The following is a 26051-nucleotide window of genomic DNA, read 5'->3' on the forward strand; positions in this document are numbered from 1 at the left end:
GAGGTGAATTATTTTGGAAAAAGAAAACAACGTACCTGAAGAAAAAAAAGAAAAAATAATAAAGGCTGCTATAGAGGAATTTGCAAAGGAAGGATATAAAAACGCATCTACTAATAAAATTGTAGAGGCTGCTTCTATATCAAAGGGAATATTATTTCACTATTTTAAAAGCAAAAAGGGACTATATATAGAAACAATAAAATATGCAGTTCCTCTGCTGTATGATGAATTCTTTAAAATTGTGGATTTTTCAGAGACTGATATATTTGAGAGAATCATTAAGTGGAACCTTGTTAAATTTAATCTTATGGAGAAATACCCATATATCTTTAAACTTCTAACCGATGCTTTTTTAAACACTCCAAAGGAGGTAAGCAAGGAACTTACACCTATTCTATTAGAATATCAAAGGTTTGGCTATGACGCTATATTTAAAAACATTGATTTTTCTAACCTAAAAGAAGACGTGGATGTTCAAAATGCAATTAAAATAATTTCTTGGGTATTTGAAGGTTATGCTAACAGCTACATTAAAACTCATAAAAATGAAAAGGGTGAAATTGTTTTAGAAAAAGATAAAATTATTGAGGAGATGCGGGTTATTTCAAATATTTTAAAAGGTGGTATGTATAAGTAGGGTATTAAAGCTATCTATATTAATGCTTATTATTTGCCCCATAAAGGATTTACTTTATATTTAAGTCCTTTATGGGGCTTTTATAAAATAATCTATTTGTTTGGTTTTAGTTTAATAGTTTTTTATGGAAATAATAAAACTACTCTAAATATACAAATAAAAAAGTTAAATATTTTTCCAAAACTTAATATATATTAAATATATTTGTATTATAATTGAATTGAGGTGTTAAAATTGGAGGAAAAACTTATTGTAATCTCCTTTGATGCATTATGTACAGATGATTTTAAAACAATTAGAAATTTACCAACGTTTAATTATATATTAAATAACTCTATCTATTCCCTCGACGTAGAACCAGTTTACCCTACACTTACTTATCCCAACCACGCCAGTATAATTACAGGAAAAAGACCCTATGAACACGGTATTGTAAATAACACAAAACTTCAGCCAAGTCGCACCTCTCCAGATTGGTTTTGGTACAAAAGTGATATAAAGTGTGAAACTATATTAGACATTGTAAAAAATAATGGTGGTACTATCTGTACACTTCTTTGGCCTACAACTGGTGGAGGAAAAATAGATTACAATATGCCTGAAATATTTGCCAATAGACCTTGGCAAAATCAGATTGTTGTTTCCCTCCTTGCAGGCAGTAAACTATTTCAACTATCTATTTATAAAAAGTTTGGAAAAATGCTAAATGGTCTAAAACAACCAAATCTTGATGATTTTGTCTTGGAATCAGCCCTATACACATTAAAATACAAAAGACCAAATCTTGTACTTGTTCACTTTACAGACCTTGATACACAAAAGCACATATATGGTACAAAGTCTGAAAAAGTTAAAGAGGCTATTTTAAGACACGAAGAAAGATTGAAGAGAATATTTGATGTTGCATCTAATTTGGGATATAAAATAGCCATATTAGGTGACCACGGTAGTTTAGATGTTCATAGTGCTATTTCTTTAAATGAGTATTTTAAGCAGAAAAAGCTTTCAGATTATTTATATTTTAAATCCTGTGATGGTTCTGCATATATATACTTAAGAAGGGAGGTGTCAAATAATATAAAAGATAAAATATATTATTCAATAGAGGATTTTAGTAGACAGAGCAAAGGAACAATAGAAAAAATATTTACCGCATCTGATTATATAAAATTAGGGTTTGATAAAAATGCATTTTTAATGCTTGAACCTTCATCAGGATATTGTTTTACAGACAAAAATATTAAAGATTATATTGCACCATCAGATCACAGGGCTGCCCACGGACAGCTTCCTAATAAGCATAAAACTCTCTTTTGTCTATGGGATAGGGGTGAAACTAAAAGGCAGCTTAACAGCATTAAGATAACAGATATAAAGGCCATACTGTTAAATTCTATAAATTTAAAATGAATTGGGGGATGTTTATGAACCTTAACAAAGAAGAGAAAAGCTGGGCTATGTATGACTGGGCAAACTCTGCATATTCTATGACTGTTACTACAACTATCTTGCCTCTCTATTTTAAAATGTTAACGGACGCTGCAAATATTAATAAGGCAACATCTACTGCCTATTGGGGATATGCAAACTCAATTGCTACTTTAGTTGTAGCACTTTTAGCACCTATTCTTGGAACAATTGCAGACTATAAAGGGTACAAGAAAAAATTTTTTGTAACATTCTTTTTAATTGGAATCATCTCTACATCTTTACTTGCAATTCCTACAAAAAATGCGTGGTTTATTCTACTTGTAATTTATCTTTTGACTGTTGTTGGTTTTTCAGGTGCCAATATATTCTATGATGCCTTTTTAGTTGATGTAACAAGTGAAGACAGAATGGACAGGGTATCTACAATGGGTTATGCACTTGGATATATTGGAAGCACAATCCCTTTTATAATTTGTATGATTATTGTAATATTAGCACAATTTAATAAAATTCCTATGAGCGTATATACTGCATCAAAGATTTCATTTATAATAACTGCTATATGGTGGGGTATTTTTACAATTCCTATGATTAAAAATGTAAATCAAAAATATTTTATAGAACCTGAAAAAAATCCTATATCCGCAAGCTTTAGAAGAATTATAAATACATTTAAAGATATTAAAAAACACAAGCCTCTTTTTATATTCCTTTTAGCATATTTCTTCTATATAGATGGGGTTGATACAATTATAAAAATGTCTACATCCTATGGTGCAGATTTAGGTATTAGTGCTACAAGCCTTTTGATTATACTTCTTCTTACTCAGTTTGTGGCCTTCCCCTTTGCAATTTTGTATGGTAGGCTTTCAGAAAAATATTCAACTAAAACTATGCTTTATGTTGCAATAGCTGTATATACTGGAATTTGTATTTATGCATACTTCTTAAAAACAGCAGTTGACTTCTGGATACTTGCTATGCTTGTTGGAACATCACAGGGTGGAATACAGGCCCTTAGCCGTTCATATTTTGGGAAGCTTGTGCCAAAAGAAAGTTCAAATGAATTCTTCGGTTTTTACAACATATTTGGAAAGTTTGCTGCCATAATGGGGCCATTTTTAGTTGGTCTTGTTGCACAGCTAACAGGTAAGACAAACAACGGGGTGTTTAGTGTAATTATTTTATTTATTATAGGTGGAATATTATTAAAAAAGGTACCTAACTAAGGTACCTTTATGCATATGTATTTATATTTAAACCTACATTTTTAGTCGATATACCCTTCATACCCCTATAATACTTTTTAGGATCATAGGTCATAATAAATTCATCTATTGAGGCTTCAAGAGATTTTGTAACCCTTAATATTAAATCTAAATTTAAAAAATCCTGAGATGCATTACCTAAATTTCTTAAATTACTTGAAAACTGAACATTTGAAACTGTAGGTATCATAGCTACACCCCGTATTATAACAGTTTATAATACATAAATTTTATCATAGCAATTTTAATTTGTCCATTTTTGTTAAAAATTTTATATAATTGTAAATATTTTATTTTTATTACTAAATATAATTTTTTATAGTATAATTAATACTATAAGGAGGGAGGGGTTAAAATGAATGGAAGAAAGAAAATGGGATTATTACTAATTGTAATTGGTATCTTTCTTATTTTATCACAATTACAGATAATCGATATAAATTTACTTATAAGACAATACTGGCCGTCCTTGATTATTATCTATGGAATTTATAAATTTATAGAATACAAGAGCATAAATGCAACTGGGATGTCGTTTTTAGTTGTAGGTACAATACTTCAGGTTTGGAATCTTGATTTACTTCCTGGCCAGTTTAAAGAGTATATATGGCCTACAATATTAATTGTCATTGGAATATCACTTATTTTTTCCCAAAATGTATCCCATACAAAAAAAAACAAATTTAGAGAAGACAACTTTATAGATTATGTTGCAATATTATCATCACTCGAAACTATTAATGCTGCTAATAAATTTAAAGGTGGAAACATTACTTGCATATTAGGTGGTGCCGATGTTGATCTTACAAATTGTAAAATAGAGGGTAGCTATGCAGAAATAACTACAACTTCTATAATGGGAGGAATAGATTTAAAGGTACCAAAAGATTGGAAGGTTGTTGTTACTGGAGTACCTATCTTAGGTGGCTGGGATAATAAAACCTTCTTTAGTCCTGAACAGGAAAAAACACTTTATGTAAGATGTTTTTCTATATTAGGTGGAGTTGAAATCAAAAATTAAGAAGTAGTTGGTGATTTACCCACTACTTCTTATTTAATTCCTTATAAACAATATAACTATAAATCATTGGTACAAAGGCACTAATTAACGTTGCAACAATTAAAACTATGAATGCAGTTATACCACCCTTAAAGGATACAAAAATCATAATAAAACCAGACATAACCCAAAGAGGTGCTGCAAATCTATGTGTTTTAATCCATACCCTTTCATCTGCTAACGTCCAAGGGGTTCTAATTCCAACAAAATAGTTGTGTTTTATTTTGCCCATAACGTTTCCAAACAATATAAACATTATTGCAACGGAAATTGTCATAACAAAGTCTACTTTAACTTTAAATCCAAGAGCTGCAGATATTATAGTTAGCTGTACAATCACAAAAAAAACGTGCAGGAAATATCTAATAATATTATAGGCTGAAGAAAACCTGACATAGTTTTCTTTTTTAGGGTCAAGATTAGGAAGGATTAAAAATAAGAAATACAGTCCTAAATTCATTAAATTTATCATTAATACCCCAAATAGTTTGCTTGAATAGGCATCTACTTCTCCTCTTATGTTCCAATGGCTTGGAACCCTATCTGGTAGATAAGGATATAAAATAAGGCTTATTATGAATGTAATAATTATCAAAGATAAAATGGGCCAATCCTTTTTTAATTTTTCACCTATTCTCATCTCTATTCACCCCTTCATTATAATCTATGATTTCAAAAAACCAATTTATGAGCTCCTGGAATACTGTTGTATTTAAAGAATAATAAATATTTTGTCCCTTTCTTTCATCAGAAACCAAATCTGCCTGCTTTAGTATGCTAAGATGATGTGAAATACTTGGTTTTGTCATATTAAAGTGTTCTGCTATCTCCCCTGCTGTTAAATCCTTTTCCTTTAGTAACATAATTATTTTTCTTCTTGTTGGGTCTGATAAAGCTTTGAATGGCAAATTCATAATTCCACCTCCCTTAGATATTTAGACAATATTCTAAATATCTAATATTATTATATATCATTTTTTAAACTATGTGCAAGCTGTTATAAAAAAAGTCGCTAATTTTAGCGACTAATTTTTATTATATCCTCAAGTGCCTTTGCAAACTGATCTGGGCAGGATGTGTTTTTTGCTCCGCATCTTACTCCCTTTAATCTTTTTATAGCCTCCTCTACCTCCATACCCTCAAGAAGATTTGCAAGGCCAATTGCATTACCAGGGCATCCGCCAACAAATTCAACATTAGTAATTCTTCCATCCTTAACATCAAATAATATTTCATCAGCACATACACTACTTGGTTTATAGCTATACATATTTTCACCTCCAAAATTATTGTAAGTAGTATTAATTATAACAATATATTTAAGGGTAAAGCAACTTTAAGCTACATTATTATCCAATATAGTTTTAATCAAATCTGTTAATCTAATTTTAGCTTCGTCGTAAAGTCCTTTAAAAAAAACCTTTGGCATTTAACCAAAGGTTTTTTATGTGTTTTTTATTATTAATTTTAATTCTTCATTATAGATACTATCTAATTCATCTATGCGAAATTTAAGTGCCTCTTCGTCAAAAACCCTTGCAGCAATTCCACAGCTTGAACTTATTCTTCGTGGAGTTGGCATAAGCTCTACAGTTATTCCGTTTTGCTCAAGAAGCCTTTTATACATAAAAGCTGCTGATTGAGTATGAAAGGTTACAATATACATAAAATCACTCTTTTCTAATCTCTATTAATATATCTTGACCATTTTCCTTAACATTTACTTTATATCCTAAGTTGGTTGCAAATCTTTTTATATTTTCCCTTGCAGTTATATTATCAACTAAAACATCAACCCCATCTTTGTATAATGTTAGTGCCTTCTTAGTCAATAAAACTGGTTCTGGGCACGATCTTCCTCTTGCATCAACCAAATTAGCCTTCAATGTTTACATCCCCCTTCACTTTAAAATCAACACTTCTTTCTATATTGAAATATCCAATTAAAGCTACTACTATAAATCCAATTATAACAGCAATTTTACCATTTACTGTTGGGCCTTGTGCACTGGATGCAAGTTTGAAATTATGTGCAAAGGCAGCTCCAACTGCCATACCTAATATAGTTATTACAGAATCTATGTTCCCCTCTCCTGCTAATATTATTTGTCTCATAGGACATCCACCAAGTAGAACTGAACCAAATCCTGCAAGGGCCATACCCAAAAAGTTCCACAATCCATCAGTATGTGCAACAGGTTGACCTACAAACCCTAATTTGAAAAATCCAAAGGCAATATTCCCTAAAAGTGCTGCAACAAATATTGCTAAAAATCCTGATATTAAATACCAATCTTTAAACAAAATTAAATCTCTAATTCCACCTACCATACATAGCCTTGTTCTTTGTGCATACGCACCAACAATTAAACCAACAACAAGTGCTAATAAAATTGGTGCATGTTGTGAACCTGGTCCCTTTTGACTAAAGATTAAAACCGCTGAACCTGAAATCAGTAATACAAGTAACACTATATTTATTACTGGGAATATAAAACCTTCTACCTTATTTAGATTATACGTTCTTTTTAATGTAAATCCCTTATTTAAAAATATTATTCCTAAGCCTATTCCTGCTGCAAACCCTATAATTCCAAATAAAGCATTTAAGTCTCCTCCGGCAAGTCTTAAAACCATTCTTAGCGGACAACCTAAGAACATTAGTGCTCCAACCATAACTATAAATCCTAATACAAATCTTGTAAGAGGTGATGAGCCTCCTCTTGATTGAAACTCCTTTTTACCATAGGACATAAGAAATGCACCAAGTACTATACCTATTATTTCAGGTCGAACATATTTAACAACCTCTGCCCTATGTAACCCAAGTCCTCCCACTGTATCTCTTATAAAGCAGGCAATACAAATACCCATATTAACAGGGTTTCCATACTTTACAAGAAGAACTGACAATAAACCTACTATTAAGCCATTAATAATAATTGATTTTTTTGATCCCATACTAATCCCCCTTTTTTTGAATTTTCTAATTTCAGTATAATTTATTTCTACACAACTTGTTAAATAGATAATTTTTATAAATAACTATTTTTGATTAAATTTACCTATAAATGTAAAGTGCTGTAGAGCGTTAATACATTTATACTCTACAGCACATATTTTCTATCTGTTCTACATCTTTAACTTTTCATTGTAAACTACCTAAGCTATATAAAGTAATGCTAATCAAACTGCAATTCAAGTAGGCTAATCACAATTAAAATGGATTAGTCGCCTGCACTACAAATTAAATGGGTAATTTTGAGCCAGATTCGTCAGCATTTACTAAAGTTAAGCAACTTCTGTCATAAGTGTGGGCTGATTTTTTTACATATAATAAAAAATGTCACATTTCACCTGGGTGGCACTTTTTGTGTATTGCGTAGGCGGCTTTTTTGCCTGCCTCCATTGCAAGTATAACAGTTGCCGCTCCAGTTACAGCATCTCCACCGGCATATACTCCCTCCATTGTTGTTTCTCCTGTTTCCTCTTCAACTATTATGCATTTTCTGTTGTTTATCTTTATTTCATTTGTTGTATAGGTAATTATAGGGTTAGGCACTGTTCCTATTGCCATAATTACTGTATCAAACTCTTCAGTATAATCTGAGCCCTCAATTTCAACAGGTGTTCTACGTCCAGTTTCATCAGCATCCTTTAGTTCCATTTTTCTAAGAACCATCCCCTTTACCCAGCCTTTATCATCTTTTAGTATCTCAACTGGATTTGTTAAAATATCAAATATTACCCCTTCTTCCTTTGCGTGATGTATTTCTTCTAATCTTGCTGGCATTTCCTCTTCTGTTCTTCTATATACAATGTGAACCTCTGCACCAAGCCTTACTGCTGTTCTTGCGGCATCCATTGCAACATTTCCTCCACCTACAACAGCTACTTTTTTGCCTATCTTTAAAGGCGTATCATATTCATCTAAAAAGGCTCTCATTAGATTTGCCCTTGTTAAAAATTCATTTGCAGAAAAAACACCGTTTGCATTTTCACCCTTTATTCCCATAAACTTTGGGAGTCCAGCTCCTGTTCCTATAAATATAGCATCGTATCCCATTTCATCCATAAGTTGATTTATTGTTACTGTCCTTCCAACTATTACATTAGTTTTTATTTGAACACCTAATTTAATTAGATTCTCTATTTCTCTTTTTACAATCTTCTCCTTAGGAAGCCTAAATTCCGGAATTCCGTAAACCAAAACACCTCCAGCTTCGTGAAGTGCCTCGTATATAGTAACTTGATATCCTAAGGTTGCAAGGGTTGATGCACAGGATAATCCTGCTGGTCCACTTCCAACGACAGCAACCTTTTTACCATTCATAGGTTTTCTTTTTACCACATCTAAATTATTCTCTAATACATAATCTCCAACAAACCTTTCCAGTTTTCCTATTGCAACTGCTTGTCCCTTGTTTTTAAGAACACACCCACCTTCGCACTGAATTTCCTGTGGGCATACTCTGCCACAAATGGAAGGGAGGTTGTTATACATAAATATAACCTCTGCTGCCTCTTTAAACTCTCCCTTTTTAATGTGATCGATAAACTTTGGTATATCAATTCCAACAGGACATTTTTTTACACAATTAGCACTTTTACAGTTTAAACACCTTGAGGCCTCCTTTATTGCCTCCTCTTCACTATAACCTAAGCACACTTCATTAAAGCTTTTTATTCTCTCCTTTGCATCTAATTCTCTAACTGGAACTCTTTCCATAGATAAAACCTCCATTAAAAACAGCTACATTCTCTACTATGATGTAATCTTCTTACTTCCTCATCCTTAAACATATTCTGCCTATTTATTGCTTCATCAAAATCTACTAAATGTCCATCAAATTCTGGCCCATCTGTACACGTAAATTTAGTTTCACCTCCAACTGTTACTCTGCAGGCACCACACATACCTGTTCCATCAACCATTATTGAGTTTAAACTTACTGTAGTTTTTATATTATATTCCTTTGTAAGAAGACATACAAATTTCATCATAATCATTGGGCCAATTGCTACAACCTCATCATAACTATTACCTTCATCAAATAGCTTTTTCATAAAATCAGTAACTCTCCCTTTAAAACCTAAGCTTCCATCATCAGTACATATATATAATCTACATCCTAATGCTTCTATTTCATCCTTTAATATCACTAAATCTTTATTTCTTGTACCTATAACTACATCACAGTCTATTCCCTTTTCTCTTAAGTACTTAACCTGGGGATACACTGGTGCTGTACCTACTCCCCCTGCTACAAAAAGAAACTTTTTCTTCTTAAGCTCATCAGTATTTAAACTAACAAATTCAGATGGGTTTCCAAGAGGCCCTGCGAAATCTAATAAAAACTCTCCTTCGCTTAATTTTGACATTTTCTTTGTAGAAGCACCAACTACCTGAAAGACTATTGTAACTGTGCCTAAATCCTTATCATAATCACATATTGTAAGAGGAATTCTTTCTCCCTTTTCATCTATTCTAACAATAACAAACTGACCAGGTTTTGCAGACTTTGCAACCATTGGTGCCTTTACTTCAAACATTATTATATTTTCTGCCAAAGTCTTCTTCTTTAAAATCTTATACATATATATACCCCCAATTAAATACAATGTTATTTGTATCAAACTCTTTTTGGCTAAAGACATTTAATTATATATTATTGGATTAAAAGCTTAAAATCAAGTTTTGCAGGGGAAATATCCTTTGATTATCAAAGTATTTTTTATTCTTATTTATTTATTCACAATTTTTTGAGGCTAATCATTTAAAAATTGAAGGTAGTAATTAAGTTACCTAACCCAGATTGTTGATAAACTCACTTGTTAGCTAAAGTATGAAAAAGCCCCATGAAAGGATTTCAATAGGCTCTTTCATAAGCTTTAGCAATTCTTGATTTTCGACTTTGAAAAAGTCCGTAATTCGGCACAGGACGTGCCGAGCCGAGCGGCCATCAGGACGATGGCATCGCGAGGGTAGGACTTTTTCAAACAAAGAAAAGCTTAGAATTGCTTAGAGAAATGAACGAATGCCCAAGAAATCCTTCATAGGGCTAATCAGTATATAACTTTTTCAACAGCCTGATGTAGGTACTTAGGATACCTACCCTAACTTTAAAATTCTTTATGCAAAACCTCAAATACCTCCCTAATAACCTCATCACCTACACTCACCCTATTCCATATCTCCTCTGATTTTACAGCCTGTGCTACAAGCATATATAGACCATTTACAGCCTTAAGTCCTATTTCTTCTGCCTTTTTTAAAAATAATGTTTTAGTTGGGTTATAAATTAAGTCAATTGCTACACTATAATTTTGAAGAATGTCTTTATCAACAGGTGAAGAATCAATATTAGGGTACATTCCAACAGGTGTACAGTTTATTATGTAATCAAAATTACGAAGATGTTTTAGTTCGCTATAATCTATACATTTTATTCCTTTAAATCTATCCTCTACCCTTATCTTATCTCTACTTACTAAAACTACTTCGCCTATTTCATTATCTAAAAGGCTGTGGATTACTGCCTTTGAGGCTCCTCCACTTCCTAATACTACAGCCCCTTTATTCTTTATATCTATATTATAAACATCAAGCATAGCCTTAAAGCCATAGTAGTCTGTATTGTATCCTACCATCAAATTATCCTTAAAATCTATTGTATTAATCGCCCCTATCTTTTTAGCCTCCTCCGATACCTCATCTAAAAGCTCCACTACTTCGACTTTATAGGGGATTGTAACATTTAGACCTTTTACTTTATATTTTAGTTCATTTATTTTTTCCCTTAATCTGCCTCTTTCTACTTCAAACAAAACATATTCACCGTCAATATTTATCCTTTTTAATATTTCATTATGAATAATAGGAGAGTAACTATGGGAAAGTTTCTCTCCTATTAAACCATATACTTTTTTTAAGTCATCCATAAATATCCATCCTTTTCAATAAGTAAGTCTAAAATACCAATTGCCGCTACAGCCTCAACTACTGGAACAGCACGAGGTACAATACAGGCATCGTGCCTTCCTTCAACCTTTAATTTTACATTTTGCATTAAACTTATGTCTACAGTATCCTGTTCCTTCAATATTGATGGAGTAGGCTTTACAGCAACCCTAAAAACAATAGGCATTCCATTTGTAATTCCACCTAAAATTCCACCGTTATTATTCTTTTTTGTTTTAATTTTTCCATTATCTATAATAAACTCATCATTTGCCTCTGAACCTGTCATTTTTGTTATATTAAAACCTTCCCCAAACTCAACTCCCTTTACTGCAGGTATTGAAAATAGAAGTTGGGATAATTTTGATTCAACAGAATCAAAAAATGGAGAACCTAAACCAGCCTCTACGTTTACTACTGCAGCTTCAATTATTCCACCTAATGAATCTCCATTTTCCTTTGCATCTAAAATTGCCTGCTTCATTTTTTGCCCTGCTTCATCATCTAAAACAGCAAATTCTTTATACTTTAGAAAGTTCATTGTTTCTTCTATGTTACAGCAGTCAAAACTTTTATCCTCTATATCCTTTATGCTCTTTATATGTGCACCAATTATTATTCCCTTCTTTTTCAAAATTGTTTTTGCTATTGCCCCTACGAAAACAAGTGGGGCTGTTAACCTACCTGAAAAATGTCCTCCACCTCTATAATCATTAAAACCTCTGTATTTAACAAATCCCGTATAATCAGCGTGTCCTGGTCTTAAAATGTTCTTAGTTTTTTCATAGTCGGTAGATTTTTTATTTTCGTTTTGAATAATACAACAAAGGGGTGTACCAGTTGTTCTTCCATTAAAAAGGCCACTTAATATTTTTATTTCATCCTCTTCTCTTCTTGGAGTTGAAATACTACTTCTCCCCGGTGCCCTTCTTAACATTTCTCCTTTAATAAAATCAAAATCAAGCTCTAATCCTGCTGGTAGTCCATCTATTACAATACCTATTGCTTCTCCGTGGGATTCTCCAAACAAAGATATCTTTATATTTTTTCCCCACATACTACTCATACACTTCACCACCTAATTTTATAAAGTGGTCAAAGAAATTTGGATATGATTTTTTAACCGCTTCAAAATTATGTATAATAACAGGCTCTCTACATCTAATTGAAGCAACCGCAAGTGCCATAGCTATTCTATGGTCATTCCAGCTATCCACAACACCGCCCTCTAATGTTTCTTTACCTTTTATTAAGAGTCCATCCTCAAACTCTTCAACATCTGCACCTAATTTATTTAATTCTGTTGCGATTGCCTTTAATCTATCAGATTCCTTTATTCTTAATCTTTTAGCATTTATTATTCTTGTTGTGCCTTTGCTTAAGGCTGCAAGTGTTGCGATAATTGGTGTCAAATCGGGGCACTGGGATACATCTATATCTGCACCCTCTGTTGTGGAATTTTTTGCTGTTATATAGTCTTCATAAACAGCAATATTCCCCTTCATCCTATTTATAATATCTACTATTACCCTATCGCCCTGAAGTGAATTTATATTTAAACCTCTGCACTTAACTTCTTCACCTAAGATTCCTGCAACAAGCCAAAAGGCTGCCTGAGAATAATCCCCCTCAACCTTATAATCCGTAGGTATGTATCTTTGACCTCCTTTTATATAAAACTCCCTATAGTCATTATTTATCACATCTACTCCAAAATCCTTTAAAACATCTAAAGTCAAATCCACATATCCCCTCGATTCAAGATGGGTTGTTATAACTATTTTAGAATCTCCTTCAAGAAGGGGTAGTGCAAACAAAAGTCCTGAAATAAACTGCGAACTTATATTCCCAGCAACTTCATAAAGTCCACTCTTTAAAGTTCCCTTTACAGTAAGAGGAAGCCTTCCATCCTTATTTTTATACTTAATCCCCTGCTCTCTAAATATTTTATAAAAAACATCAAGAGGTCTTTCAACTAATTTACCACGACCTGTAAAGGTAACCTCCCCATCCTGCAAAAGACAAATAGGGATTAAAAATCTTAAAGTTGACCCTGACTCCCTGCAGTCTATCTCATTCTTTATTAAATTCAATTTATCCTTTCCTTTAATCAAAAGATTGCTAATTTCACCTTTAGAATCTATCTTATACTGCACACCAAAGCTCTTAACAGCCTCAAGCGTTGCTGTAATATCATCAGAAAATATTATATTCTCTACTTTGCTCATTCCATCTGCCAAAGAAGCACATATTATTGCCCTATGACTTATACTTTTAGAGGGTGGTATTTCTACGCACCCCTTTAACCTTTTAGGTATTATTTTTATACTCTTCACCAAATTCACCTCAAACCTTAGTATCTTATTCCCTTAATTCCAGAGCCTACTCCCTTTGACATCTTTATTATGTTTTTATGATACTCTATTCCTTCATCAACCCTGTTTTCCTTCAAAAGAAGAGCCGCATCTAAATCAACCTTGTTTATTCCAAGCCTTCCACAGGCAAGGGATGCTGCAAAGGTTATCCCAACGCTGCTTTCCATCATACTGCCTATCATACATTCAACGCCATAGGCTTCTGCAATAGATAGTATTTTTTGTGCATTATAGAGCCCTCCACACTTCATAAGCTTTATATTTAATATGTCGCAGGCTCTATTTGATAAAAGTCTCACTGCGTCTTGAAGTGAAAATAAAGATTCATCTGCCATAATAGGTATATATGTATTGTCGGTTACATATTTCAACCCTTCTATATCATAATATGGTACAGGCTGCTCAATCAGCTCTATATCAAGCCCCATATCTTCCATTTTTCTAATGGTTCTAACCGCCTCTTTTGCACTCCAGCCCTGGTTTGCATCGAGTCTTATATTTATATCCTTTGGAACTACATCTCTAATTGCCTTAACTCTCTTTATGTCAAGTTCACTGTCAATTCCAACTTTAATCTTTAGGGTATTAAAACCTCTTGAAACGTACTCCTCTGCATCCTCTGCCATATCCTTTGGTTCTTTGACGCTAACTGTTATATCAGTTTCAACTTCAGTCCTTGCACCACCTAAAATAACATATAAAGGCTTTTTGCACATTTTTGCAAACAAATCATAAACTGCCATATCAACTGCTGCCTTTGCACTTGTATTTTTTATTAGGCATTTATTTATTCTATACATTATGTTTTCTATCTCTTCAACATCCATTCCCTTTATAGAGGGAAATATATAATTAAACACTGCATCTTTTATATTTCCCTCTAAATCACCTGTTATAACTGGTGTTGATGCCGCTTCACCATATCCTATATTTCCATCATCAGTGTAAAGTTCTATTATGTAAGTTTTTAATGTAGTAACCTCTCTTAAGGCAGTTTTAAATGGCTTTTCTAAAGGAACCTCAAGTGTTTTTATATCTACTCCAATTATTTTCATTTTATCCCCCCTAAAAAATTAATTTTTATCTAAATCATACTTCCACATAATGTAGGCATCTTCTCCTGTGTCTTGATAATAGCCCTTTCTTGTTGCAACACAGGTAAATCCCTTTTTCTTGTATAAATTTATAGCAGGTAGGTTTGATACTCTAACTTCAAGAGTCATCGCATTTATATTTCTCCTCTTTGCCTCATCAATCAAGACATCTACTAATTTTTCACCAAATCCAGCTCCTCTAAACTCAGGATGAACTGCTATGTTTGTAATATGTCCCTCATCAATCATACACCACATACCAGCATATCCTATTACTTTACCCTTATATTTTAAAACCTTATAAACCGCACAGCTATTTCTTGTAAGTTCTGTTTGAAAGGCCTCTTTACTCCAGGGAGTTTTAAAGCTCAAAACTTCAACCTCATAAACTCCATCAATATCTTCTAATTTCATATCTTCTATAATATATTCACTCAATCTTCTCACCTGTCCTCTTTTCATATTCCCTTTCTGCTTGAGATTTTCTTATATATAAAGGACTGAAGGTATAAATATCTGATATTTCACCTTTACTATATTTTTTAAGTGCAATCTCTCCTATACTTGATGCCCTTGGAAGCATATTATTTTGTGTTGAAAAAAGAGCCTTATCCTTTAATCTATCTTTAATTCTTCCTATATGTATTGAAACTGCGTCTCCACAGAATAAAATTTTACTGTATGCTTCAAGCTTATCTAATAGTTCATCTATATGCAGTGCATCTATAGGCATTGTATTTATTAATTCTCCATCTTTAAACTCATAAACTGCAGTATATACATTATCCCTTAGTGCATCCATAATAGGACAGATTACACCATCAAAACAGCTCTGTTGATATGCCATTGCCTCAAGGCTTGAAACTGTTATAAAGGTCTTATTTGAACCCTGAACCATTCCCTTTGCTGCTGCAACACCAATTCTAAGTCCAGTAAAGGAACCTGGCCCTCCTGATACAGCAATTATGTCTATATCCTGAAGACTGTTCTCTGTAATCTTAAGAAGTTTTTCTATCATTGGGAAAAGTATTACTGAATGTTGCATCTTGTGGTTTAGATATATTTCTCCTTCAACCTTATCATCAGATACAATAGCTACAGTTGCAACGCTTGATGACGTATCCATTGCTAAAACCTTCATTACACTTCACCTTCCAATCCCTTTATTTGTACTTCTCTTATGCTATCATCTAATTTTTTTATGTATATATATATTTTATCCTTAGGAAGAAGCTCCTCTACCATATCCCCCCATTCAACAACACAAACACCATCGCCATAGAGGTATTCATCAAAACCTATCTCATACATTTCATATATGTCATCTATCCTATATACATCAAAATGATAGAAGGGAAGCCTTCCCATATATTCATTTACTATTGTAAAGGTGGGGCTTGTAATATAGTCATCCACTCCAAGTCCTGCGGCTATACCCTTTGTAAGATGCGTTTTGCCTGCACCTAAGTCACCATTTAATGAGATTACATCTCCTTTTTTTAACTTAGCACCTATTTTATATCCTAATTCAAATGTTTCTCTTTCATTATTTGTAACAAAAGTAATCATCTATTACACCAACCTCACAAGTATTTATTTTGGCATAAATCTATTTTATACCATAAATGTGAAATCATCAATTAGAAAGCAAAAAGTTGCCCAAAAGCAACTCTCAAGCTGTTGAAAAAGTTATATATTGATTAGCCCCATGAAGGATTTCTTGGCATCCCTTCATTTCGCCAAGCAATTCTAAGCTTTTCTTTGTTTGAAAAAGTCCTACCCTCGCGATGCCATCGTCCTGATGGCCGCTCGGCTCGGCACGTCCTGTGCCGAATTACGGACTTTTCCAAAAACCAAAAACCAAGAATTGCTAAAGCTCATGAAAGAGCCTATTGAAATCCTTTCATGGGGCTTTTTCATACTTTCACTAACAAGTGGTTTTATCAACAACATAAAAAAGTTGCCTGATGGCAACTTTTTTTTAGATTCTGTATATATTTATATCCTGCGAGAACTGTTCTGTAATCTTTTTAAAGTCTGCAATACTATCAATAAGCTTCTTAATCTCTTCTGTATAGCTTTGAACATTTGCTGCAACTTCCTCAGATGATGCAGAATTCTCCTCTGCAATAGCTGCAAGAGATTCAATCTTTTCATAAACCCTTATTATAGCATCAGTCTCTGATTGAAGCTTATTTGATGTTTCAATAAGTTTATCTGCAACCTGCTTTATTGTATCCTTTGCTTCACTACTTGAATGAACCGCAGTATTTAACTTTTTGTTTTCGTCATTTAAAACCTCAAACTGCTCTGCAACTGAATTTACTTGGATTTCTATCTGATTTACAAAGTCAAGAAGTCTATTGTTTATATCGTCAACTGCAACCTTTGACTGTTCTGCAAGCTTTCTAACCTCATCTGCAACAACAGCAAAACCACGTCCAGCTTCTCCAGCACGTGCTGCCTCAATTGAAGCATTTAGTGCAAGAAGGTTTGTCTGTGCCGCAATTTGTGAAACAAGTTCCACAACCTCTGTTATTCCCTTTGCCTGTTCCTTTATTTCAAAACTTCTATTCTTTACAACCTCAAAATTCTTCAATAGCTCATTAAGTTTTTGAGATGTCATATCAACATACTTAAAGCTTGTTTCAATTTTCTCTACAGCATTTTCAAGTTCTTCCTTATTTTGCATCTCTATTTCCACTACATTTTTAATTGCCTCAACGTTGTCATTAAGTAGTGCAACTGATGTTTCTGTTTCTCCAGCTTGAGTCATAGCCGCCTCTGCCACCTGTTCAACAACACTTGATATTTCATCTGATGTATATTTCATCTTATCTGCAATTGTTGTTAAGGTATTGCTAAATGTATTCATCTCATCTGTAATACCTTTAAATCCTACAAAATCCTTTCTTACTATGTCTTTATATTCATTTAATGCATCAAATATTTTTTCGAAGTAGTCTCCTGTTTCTATTCTTCCATCCTCTACATATTCGTGGGATTTTATCCTCTTTAGTTCCTTCACAATTCTATATAGTGGCCTGTTAATTAGTTTAGTTCCTAAAATAGTTGCAATTAAGGCGTATACAAAGGATGCATATAGAGCTACTTCCTTTGAAACTAAAAGTGTAGGAATTTCAAGTAGTGCAAATAATATGAATGTAACTATTGATGATTTTAATTCTATGTCCTTTACAAAGCCTAACATCTTGTTTAATCTAAACTTTTCTGTCACATATATATCCCTTTCAAAGGTTAACTTTAACTCAAGAGTATCTGCCGCCTTTGAAAGCTCATTTATTTCAACCTTTTCTTTAAAATATTCTGCAGAACCTTCGATTAAACCTAAAAAATAATCAAACATTCCTCTTTTAGAATAGTATTTAAACACTGCTTCTCGTCTTGAAATTGGCTTCATCTCCAATATAGGAGGTTTTGCACCAGGTATTCTCTTTACCACAATAACGTGTACATCATACATAGATTTTAAAAAGCCATAAAGGCTATCGTGCTTAAAGAAAGCTGGATAGTCTATACTAAAGGTTTTTATATTATCTCTACCTATGCTTCTCCAAAGCTGCTGTGTTGTAATTCCCTTTTCCTTTGATATAAAACTCATCATTGACTTAACCTTTTCATCCTGTACATCTTCTATAGGTGAAAACATTTTATCTTTATTAAAACCTATATGTTCAAGTGCTCTATCTACAACGTTATCTCCGTATAATTTTCTACAAGTTTTTACCCAAGTTGATACTGCTGTTCCCTTCATATTAACACCTCCAACTAAATTGTATCAAATATTTACAACCAATTCAATTCTTTTAATAATGATTTTTGTTATTAATTGTAGAATTAATGTTTGTTTTGTAGTACAATACTATATATCGAAGAAACTATAAAAAAGTTTATGGAGGTTTTATGGAAAGACTTGATCTTCATCAAATTGTTGCTTCCCTTGCATTTTCCGTTGATTTAGCTGAAACAAGTACAATAGCAGATACCGATTTTGAAGATTATACTGCCAACCTAAACTTATCAAAACATAAATTTCTAAATCACGCAAGAAGAGCAACCTATGTTGCCTTAAGAGTTGCAAAAATGATAAATGATGATGAAAATTTTTTAAGTAAAGTTTTTATAGCAACAGCACTCCACGATATAGGAATAAAAAGGGATATAGATTCAGCCCACTCTGATTTTGATATTATACTTGAACATTCTAAGCTTGGAGAAGCTCTTATACTTAGACTTCCTGTTGATAAGGAACTTGCAAGCATTATTAAGTACCATCACGAAAACTTCAATGGTACTGGTGTTTATAAACTAAAGGGAGAGGATATACCACTAATATCCAGAATTATACGATTGGCAGATATATTTGAAATATTGTATGATGAAACAAAATCTAACTTTATACAGAGAAATAGAATTAATGAATGGATAAATGAACATAAAAACAGTCTATTTGATCCAAATATTGTTGATGTTTATAACAAAGTGCAGTTCATTGATGCCTTTTGGCTTGATATAGAAAATATTGCGTACACAAATCAAATACTTGATAAAATAATACCTGAAACTAAAATACCTGCAACACTTGAAGATATTAAACGCATTGCTGAAGTATTTGCATATATAATAGACCACAAAAGTCATTTTACCTATACTCACTCTACAAATCTTGCAAAATATGTTAAAAAGGTTTGTAACTATATTGGTTTTGATAAAAATAAAACACTTAAGATGGAAATTGCTGCACTGCTACACGATATAGGTAAACTCTCTATCCCTAATTCTATACTTGATAAAAATGGTAAACTTACCGCAGAGGAAATGCAGATAATGCGTTCACACACATATTATACAAGGCTCATCCTTTCTAAAATTGATGGTTTTGAGGAAATTGCTGAATGGGCTGCAAACCATCACGAAAAACTTAATGGAAAAGGATATCCCTTAGGACTTGATGCCGATAAGCTTTCCTTAGAGTCAAGAATTATGGCAATATGCGATATTTACGAAGCTTTAACAGCAGATAGGCCCTATAGAGCTGGAATGAGTGCCGATGATGCCTTTAAGATTATACAGACTATGGTTAAATCTGGTGAGCTTTGCAATAAGGCATTTACTATTGTAAAAAAAGCTCTATCAGAATAATTTTAAAAGCCCCGTGAAGGATTTTAACAATCCACTCACGGGGCTTTTTATGGACTGTATACTATTAATAACTTCTATTTTAATATCGTATGCATCTTTTGGTATAGTACAAAAGTTACAAACGATGCTACTATACCCTTAATCAAATTAAAGGGCATAATGCAGTACACAATTAAAGTATTTAAATCTACAACTAAACTGTTTACCTTTGAAGTTACTTGAACAACAGCCTTAATTGGAAAATGTAGAACCTTTTCATAGAGCGGTAAGAAAACATAATAGTTTGCAACAGATGCTATAACTGCCATTACAAGCACACCAGAAGTTAAAGACAAAACTGCTCCCTTTTTTGTCTTATCCCTTTTATAAAGTGCACCAGCAGTATATACTAAGCTTGATCCTACTATAAAATTAGCAAATTCCCCTATACCAAATGTACTTCCCTTTGTAATAAGATGTAGAAGATTTTTAACCGCCTCCACAACAATACCAAATAAAGGGCCAAAGGCAAAGGCTGCAAATAGTGCTGGTACATCACTTAAATCAATCTTTAAAAAATCTGGAAAAAGTGGCAGTGGAAATTCAATAAACATAATTAAATAGGCCACTGCTGCCAAAATTGAAATTTTTGTTAGTTTCTGTGTCTTTGACATAAAATCCTCCCCTTTCTTTAATCTCAGGGCGGAGAGAAAATAAAAAACCTCTGAAATCTCCAGAGGCAAAAAAAGATAAACCTTCTCCCATCCAGACTATACTGTCGGCCTCGGAATTTCACCGAGTCATGCCTTGCGGCTCGCGGGCTATACCGCCGGTCGGGAATTTCACCCTGCCCTGAAGATTTTTTATTCTTATAATTTTATCTATATAGTATTATATAATAATTTCCAGTTGAATTCAATATTTTAAGCACAGAATTTTTCTAAATCTAATATTTTTAAATAGCGTCTTCCTGATTCTATTATCCCACTATCTTTAAATTCGTTTACAATACGAGATAGGGTTTCTCTTGTCATATTTAATAGATAAGCTATTTCTTGATAGTTTACATCAAGCTCTACCTCAACTTGTCCATCCTTATAGCTACTATATCCATTAAAATACTCAAGTATAAAGCTTACAAAGGAATGTCTATGGTTGCCGGAGCTTGTATATCCTTGTCTTATCATCTGTAAGTCCATACTTTTTATAATTAGGCTGTGTATATATACTCTAAATTCAGCATTTTCCTTTAAATAATTTAATATCTTATCTTTATCAATAAGATAAACACAGCTATTTATCGCTGCCTCGTATTTAAAGGTAGATTCATCTGTAAACACAGAAAAGTTAAAAAACTCCCCTGGGAATACGAAGCTACATATCATATCCCTTCCCATATAGTTGTCGTGCTTTATTGCAAATTTACCTCTTTCTAAAAAGAAAAACTTACTTTTTATATTTTCTCTTTCAATTTCTTCACCCTTTAAGTATAGAACCTTCTTAAAGTCATCACCAAAAATATTGTAAAATTTATCTATTGTTTTTTCTATGTCATAAAAATATCTTCTATGATGTGTACTTAAAATCTTGTCATAAATTTCCCTACTCACACTCTCACTCCCTTTAAAGTTACTATACTATATATCGTAATCTATTTAAAAAAATTTAGTTAATTTTTATAAAAAAATAAAGAATTATTTAGAACTATTTAAAATAAGGACACCTACAGGTGTCCTTTATGCCCTCTTAAATACAATTCTTCCATCTATTAAAACATATTGTGTCTTTGCCATTACATCAAGTGGAAATTTATCTAACACTACTATATCTGCATCCTTTCCAACCTCTAAAGAACCAACTCTATCATCAATCTTTAATATCTTTGCTGGATTTATTGTAATTGCCTTTAAAGCTTCCATTTCATCCATACCGTGCTTTACTGCAAGGGCCGCACATAGAGGTAGATATTGTATTGGAATAACTCCGTGGTCAGTCATTATTGCAATATCTATTCCCTTTTTACTAAGAATACCTGCAGTTTCAAAGGTCAATTCCCTAAGTTCTACCTTACTTCTCTCAGAAAGGCTTGGTCCTACTATAAGAGGATACCCCTCTTCCTTTAACTCATCAGCTATTAGATGTCCCTCTGTACAGTGATCTAAGGTTAAATCTATATTGAACTCCTTTGCTATTCTAATTGCAGTAAACATATCATCAGCCCTATGAGCGTGTACTTTTAAAGGTATTTCCCTTTTTAAAACTGGAATTAGACTTTCGTATCTCATATCGAAATCTGGTTTATCTTCTTCTTCCTCTGCATTTTCCTTTTTATTTAAATACTCCTGTGCCTTATATAATGTATCCCTCAAAAGAGCAGCAATTCCCATTCTTGTTGTAGGCATCTCGTGCTTCTCGTGATAAGTTGATTTTGGATTTTCTCCAAAGGCTACCTTTATAGCAGCTGGACTCTTTACAATCATATTATCTATTCTTTTGCCATAGGTCTTTATTACTGCAAAGCTTCCTGAAATTACATTAGCACTTCCAGGTCCTGAGCAAACACAGGTTATACCATTTTCATAAGCCTCTTTGAAGGTTTTATCCATTGGATTTATACCATCTATTGCTCTTAAATGTGGCGTTATAGGATCAGTTGCTTCGTTGCCATCTGCTCCCTCAAAGCCAACTCCATCCTCCCACATTCCAAGGTGGCAGTGGGCATCAATCATACCTGGCATTATATAACCACCCTTTGCATCTATAACTTCAAAATCTCCTTCAAATTGCTTTTCTTCTCCTACATATTTTATCTTTGAACCATCCACAAGGACACAACCATTCTCTATAATTTTACCTGCCATAGTCAAAACAGTACCATTTTTTATTAAAATCATCTAATTACCCCCTTATATCTTCATTGAAAGTGCTATTCTCTTTCTTTCTAAATCTACCTCTAAAACCTTAACATCTACAACTTGACCTACCTTAACATAATCTGCTGGATGTTTAACATACGTTTCTGATATCTCAGACTTATGAACAAGTCCATCTTGATGAACTCCTATGTCAACAAAAGCACCAAAATCTGCAACATTTCTTACTGTTCCCTTTAAAATCATACCTGGCTTTAAATCCTCCATCTTTAGGACATCGCTTCTAAAGATTGGCTTTTCAAGTTCATCTCTTATATCTCTTCCTGGCTTTTTAAGTTCCTTAACTATATCAAGTAAAGTAGGTATTCCTATATTAATTTCAGATGCAATTTTTTCTTCTCCATAATTTTTAAGTCTTACATCTATATCCTGAAGTTTATTTTGCTTAACATCCTCTTTGCTATATCCTAATATATTTATAAGTTTTTCTGCTGCTTCATAGGATTCTGGGTGAACAGCAGTATTGTCAAAAACATTATCTCCATCTGTTATTCTCAAAAATCCTGCACACTGCTCAAAGGCCTTCTCTCCAAGCCTTTTTACCTTTAAAAGTTCTCTTCTATTTTTAAATTTTCCATTTTCTTCTCTGTATTCTACTATGTTTTTAGCAATAGCAGCATTTATACCTGAAACATATGAAAGTAGCGATTGTGATGCTGTATTTAAATCTACTCCAACTGAGTTTACCGCATCCTCTACAACTCCATTCAATGCCTCTGAAAGACGCTTTTGTGATACATCGTGCTGATACTGACCAACACCTATTGATTTTGGATCAATTTTTACAAGTTCTGCAAGTGGATCCTGAAGTCTTCTGGCAATTGAGATTGCACCTCTTAATGAAACATTTATATCTGGAAACTCCTTTGCCGCAAGTTCTGATGCTGAATAAACTGATGCCCCTGCCTCAGATACAACAACATAGTATATCTCTTTTCCACTTTCTTTCTTTACTTCCCTTATAAGTTCTGATAAAAATGCCTCTGATTCACGAGATGCAGTACCATTACCTAAAGAAATAATCTCCACATTATGCTTGTAAATTAGCTCCTTAAGAGCTCTTTTACTACCCTCTATATCGTTTTGTGGTTCTGTTGGATAAACTGTTGTAGTATCAAGCAGCTTTCCTGTTTCATCTACAACAGCTATCTTACATCCTGTTCTAAACGCAGGGTCAAATCCTAAAACCACCTTATTTTTTACAGGAGGTTGAAGAAGTAGATTTTTTAAGTTAATTGAAAATACCTTTATTGCCTGCTCTTCTGCTTTGTCTGTAAGCATATTTCTAATTTCCCTCTCTATAGAAGGAAAAATCAATCTATTGTAGCTGTCCTTTATTGCATCCCTTATGTATTTTGTCTCCTGTGCTTCTCTTTTTATTATCTTCTTTTCAAGATATAAAAGTATTTTTTCAACTGGTGCATCTATCTTAACTTGTAAAAATTCTTCTCTTTCTCCTCTGTTTATTGCTAAAATTCTGTGGGGTACAATTCTACAAACTGCCTCACTATAATCGTAGTACATTTCGTATGGTGAACGTTCATCCTTTGTCTTTTTTGTTACTATAACTCCCTCTTTATATGTAATATCTCTAATTGCCTTTCTGTAATCTGCATTATCCGATATATCCTCTGCTATAATATCAAGTGCACCTGAAATAGCATCTTCCTTTGTTGTTACCTTTAACTCTTCATTTATGTATTTTTCTGCTTCCTTTTCTAAATCTCCATCGAAATCCTGTGAGATTATTAAGTTAGCAAGTGGTTCTAATCCCTTTTCCTTTGCTATAGTTGCTCTTGTCCTCTTCTTTGGTCTAAAGGGGCGATAAATATCATCTACCTCTGTTATTGTCTCTGCTGCTTCAATCTTTGCAACTATTTCATCTGTAAGCTTTCCCTGTTCATCTATTAGTCTTTTTACTTCATCTTTTTTAGCCAATAGGTTTCTAAGATACGTCAACCTTTCATAAAAATTTCTGAGTGTTGTATCATCAAGATTTCCTGTAGCCTCTTTACGATATCTTGCAATAAAGGGAATGGTATTTCCTGCATCAATTAAATCTACTGTGTTTTTTACCTGCCATTCCTTTATTCCAAGCTCCTCTGAAAGCCTTTTTATAATATCCATTACCCATCACTCCTTAAACAAACTTTCAACATCCTTTTCCATAACAAAAACCATCAGATACTCGCCTGTTTTTGTACTAATGTCACAGTGAATACTAACAACCTTTACATTTACAATCTCCTCAATTATAGTCTCAAGTTTTCCTCTTAAGACATCCTCAAGCATATATCTAAACTCTTTAATTGTTTTTCTTCCCTCTGGAGATTGTGCAAGCCTTTTTTCTGCAGGGGTTAAAACTTTTTTTAACCTGACAATTATCATATCCTTAAATATGTGTGCCATTGCTTCTTCTGCACCACGACCTATCTCTTCCTTTTCAAAATGTATTAAAGCATTGCTTATTTTCATTTCTAAATTTCCCTTTAGAGACATAAATATACCTCCATTTATAATTTCTCTACTATTTTATATTTACCTTCCTATAATATCAAGGGAAATTTAATTTATTTAAATATTAAAAAAGATATCAACAATTGCAATATGATTATTGCAGGTACTCCATACCTAAACTTAGGTTTTCTTGTTTTATGGTGAAAGAGGTACATTGATAAATATACACCTATACTTCCACCTATTAGAGCTACAATCAATAGAGTATTCTCCCTTATTCTCCATCTTTTATATTTCGCTTTAAATTTATCTATCATAATAAGTAAAATACCTAAGATATTAACGATTAACAAATAATATTCAAACAGCATCTTTTCACCCCCCAAAAAGTGCCACCAAGAGCTCCGAAAAAATAGTGGCTTTTAATGACGTTTTTTATAAATATTCAACTTAATTTAATAAAATGCATAAAAAGTTATTAATGTAAAATGCGTAGCATTAAAAATATAGTAATATTTGTTAATTCAATCTATATAGGGCTTTGTTTTGAGCCCTATTTTTATTATTTCCTCATTTTAGGGCGTAGCAAAGCTAAGGGTGGCCTTTTGCTGCATAATTAAGTTGACCATCCTTACTATATTACACGCAGTGTTTGCTAAAATAATATGTATTTTAGCACCTACAAGTCGAAGA

General features: G+C 32.9%; 28 protein-coding genes and 1 riboswitch. Of the genes, 5 read left to right on the forward strand and 23 right to left on the reverse strand.

Translation table 11 applies throughout. The annotated features are described in order from the left end of the window. Window positions 1-13 precede the first annotated feature (13 nt). The 3 genes from BUB63_RS04420 (at window position 14) to BUB63_RS04430 (ending at window position 3297) form a co-directional block, all read left to right on the forward strand. Window positions 14-637: a TetR/AcrR family transcriptional regulator gene (locus tag BUB63_RS04420; protein WP_073248087.1), complete on the forward strand. Its 624-nt coding sequence runs from the start codon at window positions 14-16 to the stop codon at window positions 635-637. A 234-nt stretch (window positions 638-871) separates the two neighbouring features. After that, on the forward strand, window positions 872-2047 hold the full coding sequence (locus BUB63_RS04425) for an alkaline phosphatase family protein (RefSeq protein WP_159431455.1): 1176 nt from the start codon (window positions 872-874) through the stop codon (window positions 2045-2047). A 14-nt stretch (window positions 2048-2061) separates the two neighbouring features. Continuing rightward, entirely contained in the window at window positions 2062-3297 is a 1236-nt protein-coding gene (locus BUB63_RS04430; protein ID WP_073248089.1) for an MFS transporter, read from the forward strand. 7 nt (window positions 3298-3304) lie between these two features. Here the strand turns inward: BUB63_RS04430 and BUB63_RS04435 are convergent, their stop codons facing one another. After that, window positions 3305-3526: a hypothetical protein gene (locus BUB63_RS04435; RefSeq protein ID WP_027308192.1), complete on the reverse strand. Its 222-nt coding sequence runs from the start codon at window positions 3524-3526 to the stop codon at window positions 3305-3307. 165 nt (window positions 3527-3691) lie between these two features. Here BUB63_RS04435 and BUB63_RS04440 point away from each other — a divergent pair, with 165 nt between their 5' ends. Beyond that, a complete protein-coding gene (locus BUB63_RS04440) occupies window positions 3692-4357 on the forward strand; it encodes a LiaF transmembrane domain-containing protein (protein WP_073248090.1) in 666 nt (221 codons plus the stop codon). 22 nt (window positions 4358-4379) lie between these two features. Here BUB63_RS04440 and BUB63_RS04445 read toward each other — a convergent pair whose 3' ends face one another. The 16 genes from BUB63_RS04445 to BUB63_RS04520 all read right to left on the reverse strand — a co-directional run bounded on the left by BUB63_RS04445 (window position 4380) and on the right by BUB63_RS04520 (window position 18601). Next, the gene (locus tag BUB63_RS04445) at window positions 4380-5036 is read right to left on the reverse strand and encodes an SdpI family protein (protein WP_027308190.1); all 657 of its coding nucleotides are present in this window, start codon (window positions 5034-5036) and stop codon (window positions 4380-4382) included. After that, window positions 5023-5310: an autorepressor SdpR family transcription factor gene (locus BUB63_RS04450; RefSeq protein ID WP_027308189.1), complete on the reverse strand. Its 288-nt coding sequence runs from the start codon at window positions 5308-5310 to the stop codon at window positions 5023-5025. The genes BUB63_RS04445 and BUB63_RS04450 overlap by 14 nt, the downstream gene beginning before the upstream one ends. Window positions 5311-5414: 104 nt before the next feature. Then, entirely contained in the window at window positions 5415-5666 is a 252-nt protein-coding gene (locus BUB63_RS04455; protein WP_027308188.1) for a TIGR03905 family TSCPD domain-containing protein, read from the reverse strand. 174 nt (window positions 5667-5840) lie between these two features. After that, entirely contained in the window at window positions 5841-6062 is a 222-nt protein-coding gene (locus tag BUB63_RS04460) for a putative Se/S carrier protein (RefSeq protein ID WP_073248091.1), read from the reverse strand. A 4-nt stretch (window positions 6063-6066) separates the two neighbouring features. Further along, window positions 6067-6282: a sulfurtransferase TusA family protein gene (locus BUB63_RS04465; RefSeq protein WP_027308185.1), complete on the reverse strand. Its 216-nt coding sequence runs from the start codon at window positions 6280-6282 to the stop codon at window positions 6067-6069. After that, entirely contained in the window at window positions 6272-7357 is a 1086-nt protein-coding gene (gene yedE, locus BUB63_RS04470) for a YedE family putative selenium transporter (RefSeq protein WP_073248092.1), read from the reverse strand. Before yedE ends, BUB63_RS04465 begins: the two co-directional genes overlap by 11 nt. Before the next feature lie 385 nt (window positions 7358-7742). After that, window positions 7743-9125, reverse strand: coding sequence for an NADPH-dependent glutamate synthase (gene gltA / locus BUB63_RS04475; RefSeq protein WP_423230479.1), 1383 nt, complete (start codon window positions 9123-9125; stop codon window positions 7743-7745). A 14-nt stretch (window positions 9126-9139) separates the two neighbouring features. Continuing rightward, on the reverse strand, window positions 9140-9994 hold the full coding sequence (locus BUB63_RS04480) for a sulfide/dihydroorotate dehydrogenase-like FAD/NAD-binding protein (RefSeq protein ID WP_073248094.1): 855 nt from the start codon (window positions 9992-9994) through the stop codon (window positions 9140-9142). Window positions 9995-10519: 525 nt separating this feature from the next. Continuing rightward, on the reverse strand, window positions 10520-11338 hold the full coding sequence (gene aroE, locus BUB63_RS04485; protein ID WP_073248095.1) for a shikimate dehydrogenase: 819 nt from the start codon (window positions 11336-11338) through the stop codon (window positions 10520-10522). Continuing rightward, on the reverse strand, window positions 11326-12423 hold the full coding sequence (gene aroC / locus BUB63_RS04490) for a chorismate synthase (RefSeq protein WP_073248096.1): 1098 nt from the start codon (window positions 12421-12423) through the stop codon (window positions 11326-11328). Before aroC ends, aroE begins: the two co-directional genes overlap by 13 nt. Next, a complete protein-coding gene (gene aroA, locus BUB63_RS04495) occupies window positions 12416-13693 on the reverse strand; it encodes a 3-phosphoshikimate 1-carboxyvinyltransferase (RefSeq protein ID WP_073248097.1) in 1278 nt (425 codons plus the stop codon). The genes aroC and aroA overlap by 8 nt, the downstream gene beginning before the upstream one ends. A 17-nt stretch (window positions 13694-13710) precedes the next feature. After that, on the reverse strand, window positions 13711-14787 hold the full coding sequence (locus tag BUB63_RS04500; protein WP_073248098.1) for a dipeptide epimerase: 1077 nt from the start codon (window positions 14785-14787) through the stop codon (window positions 13711-13713). A gap of 18 nt (window positions 14788-14805) precedes the next feature. Further along, on the reverse strand, window positions 14806-15288 hold the full coding sequence (gene rimI, locus BUB63_RS04505; RefSeq protein ID WP_051350593.1) for a ribosomal protein S18-alanine N-acetyltransferase: 483 nt from the start codon (window positions 15286-15288) through the stop codon (window positions 14806-14808). Further along, the gene (tsaB, locus tag BUB63_RS04510) at window positions 15257-15967 is read right to left on the reverse strand and encodes a tRNA (adenosine(37)-N6)-threonylcarbamoyltransferase complex dimerization subunit type 1 TsaB (RefSeq protein WP_073248099.1); all 711 of its coding nucleotides are present in this window, start codon (window positions 15965-15967) and stop codon (window positions 15257-15259) included. The genes rimI and tsaB overlap by 32 nt, the downstream gene beginning before the upstream one ends. Next, window positions 15967-16395, reverse strand: a complete 429-nt coding sequence (gene tsaE / locus BUB63_RS04515; RefSeq protein ID WP_073248100.1) for a tRNA (adenosine(37)-N6)-threonylcarbamoyltransferase complex ATPase subunit type 1 TsaE — start codon at window positions 16393-16395, stop codon at window positions 15967-15969. Before tsaE ends, tsaB begins: the two co-directional genes overlap by 1 nt. A 412-nt stretch (window positions 16396-16807) precedes the next feature. Next, window positions 16808-18601 carry a methyl-accepting chemotaxis protein gene (locus tag BUB63_RS04520; protein ID WP_073248101.1) on the reverse strand — a complete coding sequence of 598 codons (1794 nt, stop codon included), beginning with the start codon at window positions 18599-18601 and terminating at the stop codon, window positions 16808-16810. Window positions 18602-18750: 149 nt separating this feature from the next. Between BUB63_RS04520 and BUB63_RS04525 the strand changes: the two genes are divergently transcribed. After that, window positions 18751-19989, forward strand: coding sequence for an HD domain-containing phosphohydrolase (locus BUB63_RS04525; protein ID WP_073248102.1), 1239 nt, complete (start codon window positions 18751-18753; stop codon window positions 19987-19989). A 74-nt stretch (window positions 19990-20063) separates the two neighbouring features. Here BUB63_RS04525 and BUB63_RS04530 read toward each other — a convergent pair whose 3' ends face one another. From BUB63_RS04530 to BUB63_RS04555, 6 genes are all read right to left on the reverse strand, one after another. Next, window positions 20064-20642, reverse strand: a complete 579-nt coding sequence (locus BUB63_RS04530; RefSeq protein WP_027308172.1) for an ECF transporter S component — start codon at window positions 20640-20642, stop codon at window positions 20064-20066. Window positions 20643-20717: 75 nt separating this feature from the next. Further along, window positions 20718-20832: riboswitch (FMN riboswitch) on the reverse strand. 59 nt (window positions 20833-20891) lie between these two features. Further along, complete coding sequence (locus tag BUB63_RS04535) at window positions 20892-21578, reverse strand: Crp/Fnr family transcriptional regulator (RefSeq protein WP_027308171.1); 687 nt, start codon at window positions 21576-21578, stop codon at window positions 20892-20894. A 126-nt stretch (window positions 21579-21704) separates the two neighbouring features. Then, window positions 21705-22862 carry an amidohydrolase gene (locus BUB63_RS04540; protein WP_027308170.1) on the reverse strand — a complete coding sequence of 386 codons (1158 nt, stop codon included), beginning with the start codon at window positions 22860-22862 and terminating at the stop codon, window positions 21705-21707. Window positions 22863-22874: 12 nt separating this feature from the next. Next, the gene (locus tag BUB63_RS04545; RefSeq protein WP_073248103.1) at window positions 22875-25028 is read right to left on the reverse strand and encodes a Tex family protein; all 2154 of its coding nucleotides are present in this window, start codon (window positions 25026-25028) and stop codon (window positions 22875-22877) included. 6 nt (window positions 25029-25034) lie between these two features. Continuing rightward, window positions 25035-25400 carry a Na-translocating system protein MpsC family protein gene (locus BUB63_RS04550; protein WP_084106520.1) on the reverse strand — a complete coding sequence of 122 codons (366 nt, stop codon included), beginning with the start codon at window positions 25398-25400 and terminating at the stop codon, window positions 25035-25037. Between the two features lie 71 nt (window positions 25401-25471). Next, entirely contained in the window at window positions 25472-25726 is a 255-nt protein-coding gene (locus BUB63_RS04555) for a DUF1294 domain-containing protein (RefSeq protein WP_423230481.1), read from the reverse strand. Window positions 25727-26051: the final 325 nt, after the last annotated feature.

It is taken from the genome of Caloramator proteoclasticus DSM 10124, assembly GCF_900129265.1.
Classification (GTDB): domain Bacteria; phylum Bacillota; class Clostridia; order Clostridiales; family Caloramatoraceae; genus Thermobrachium; species Thermobrachium proteoclasticum.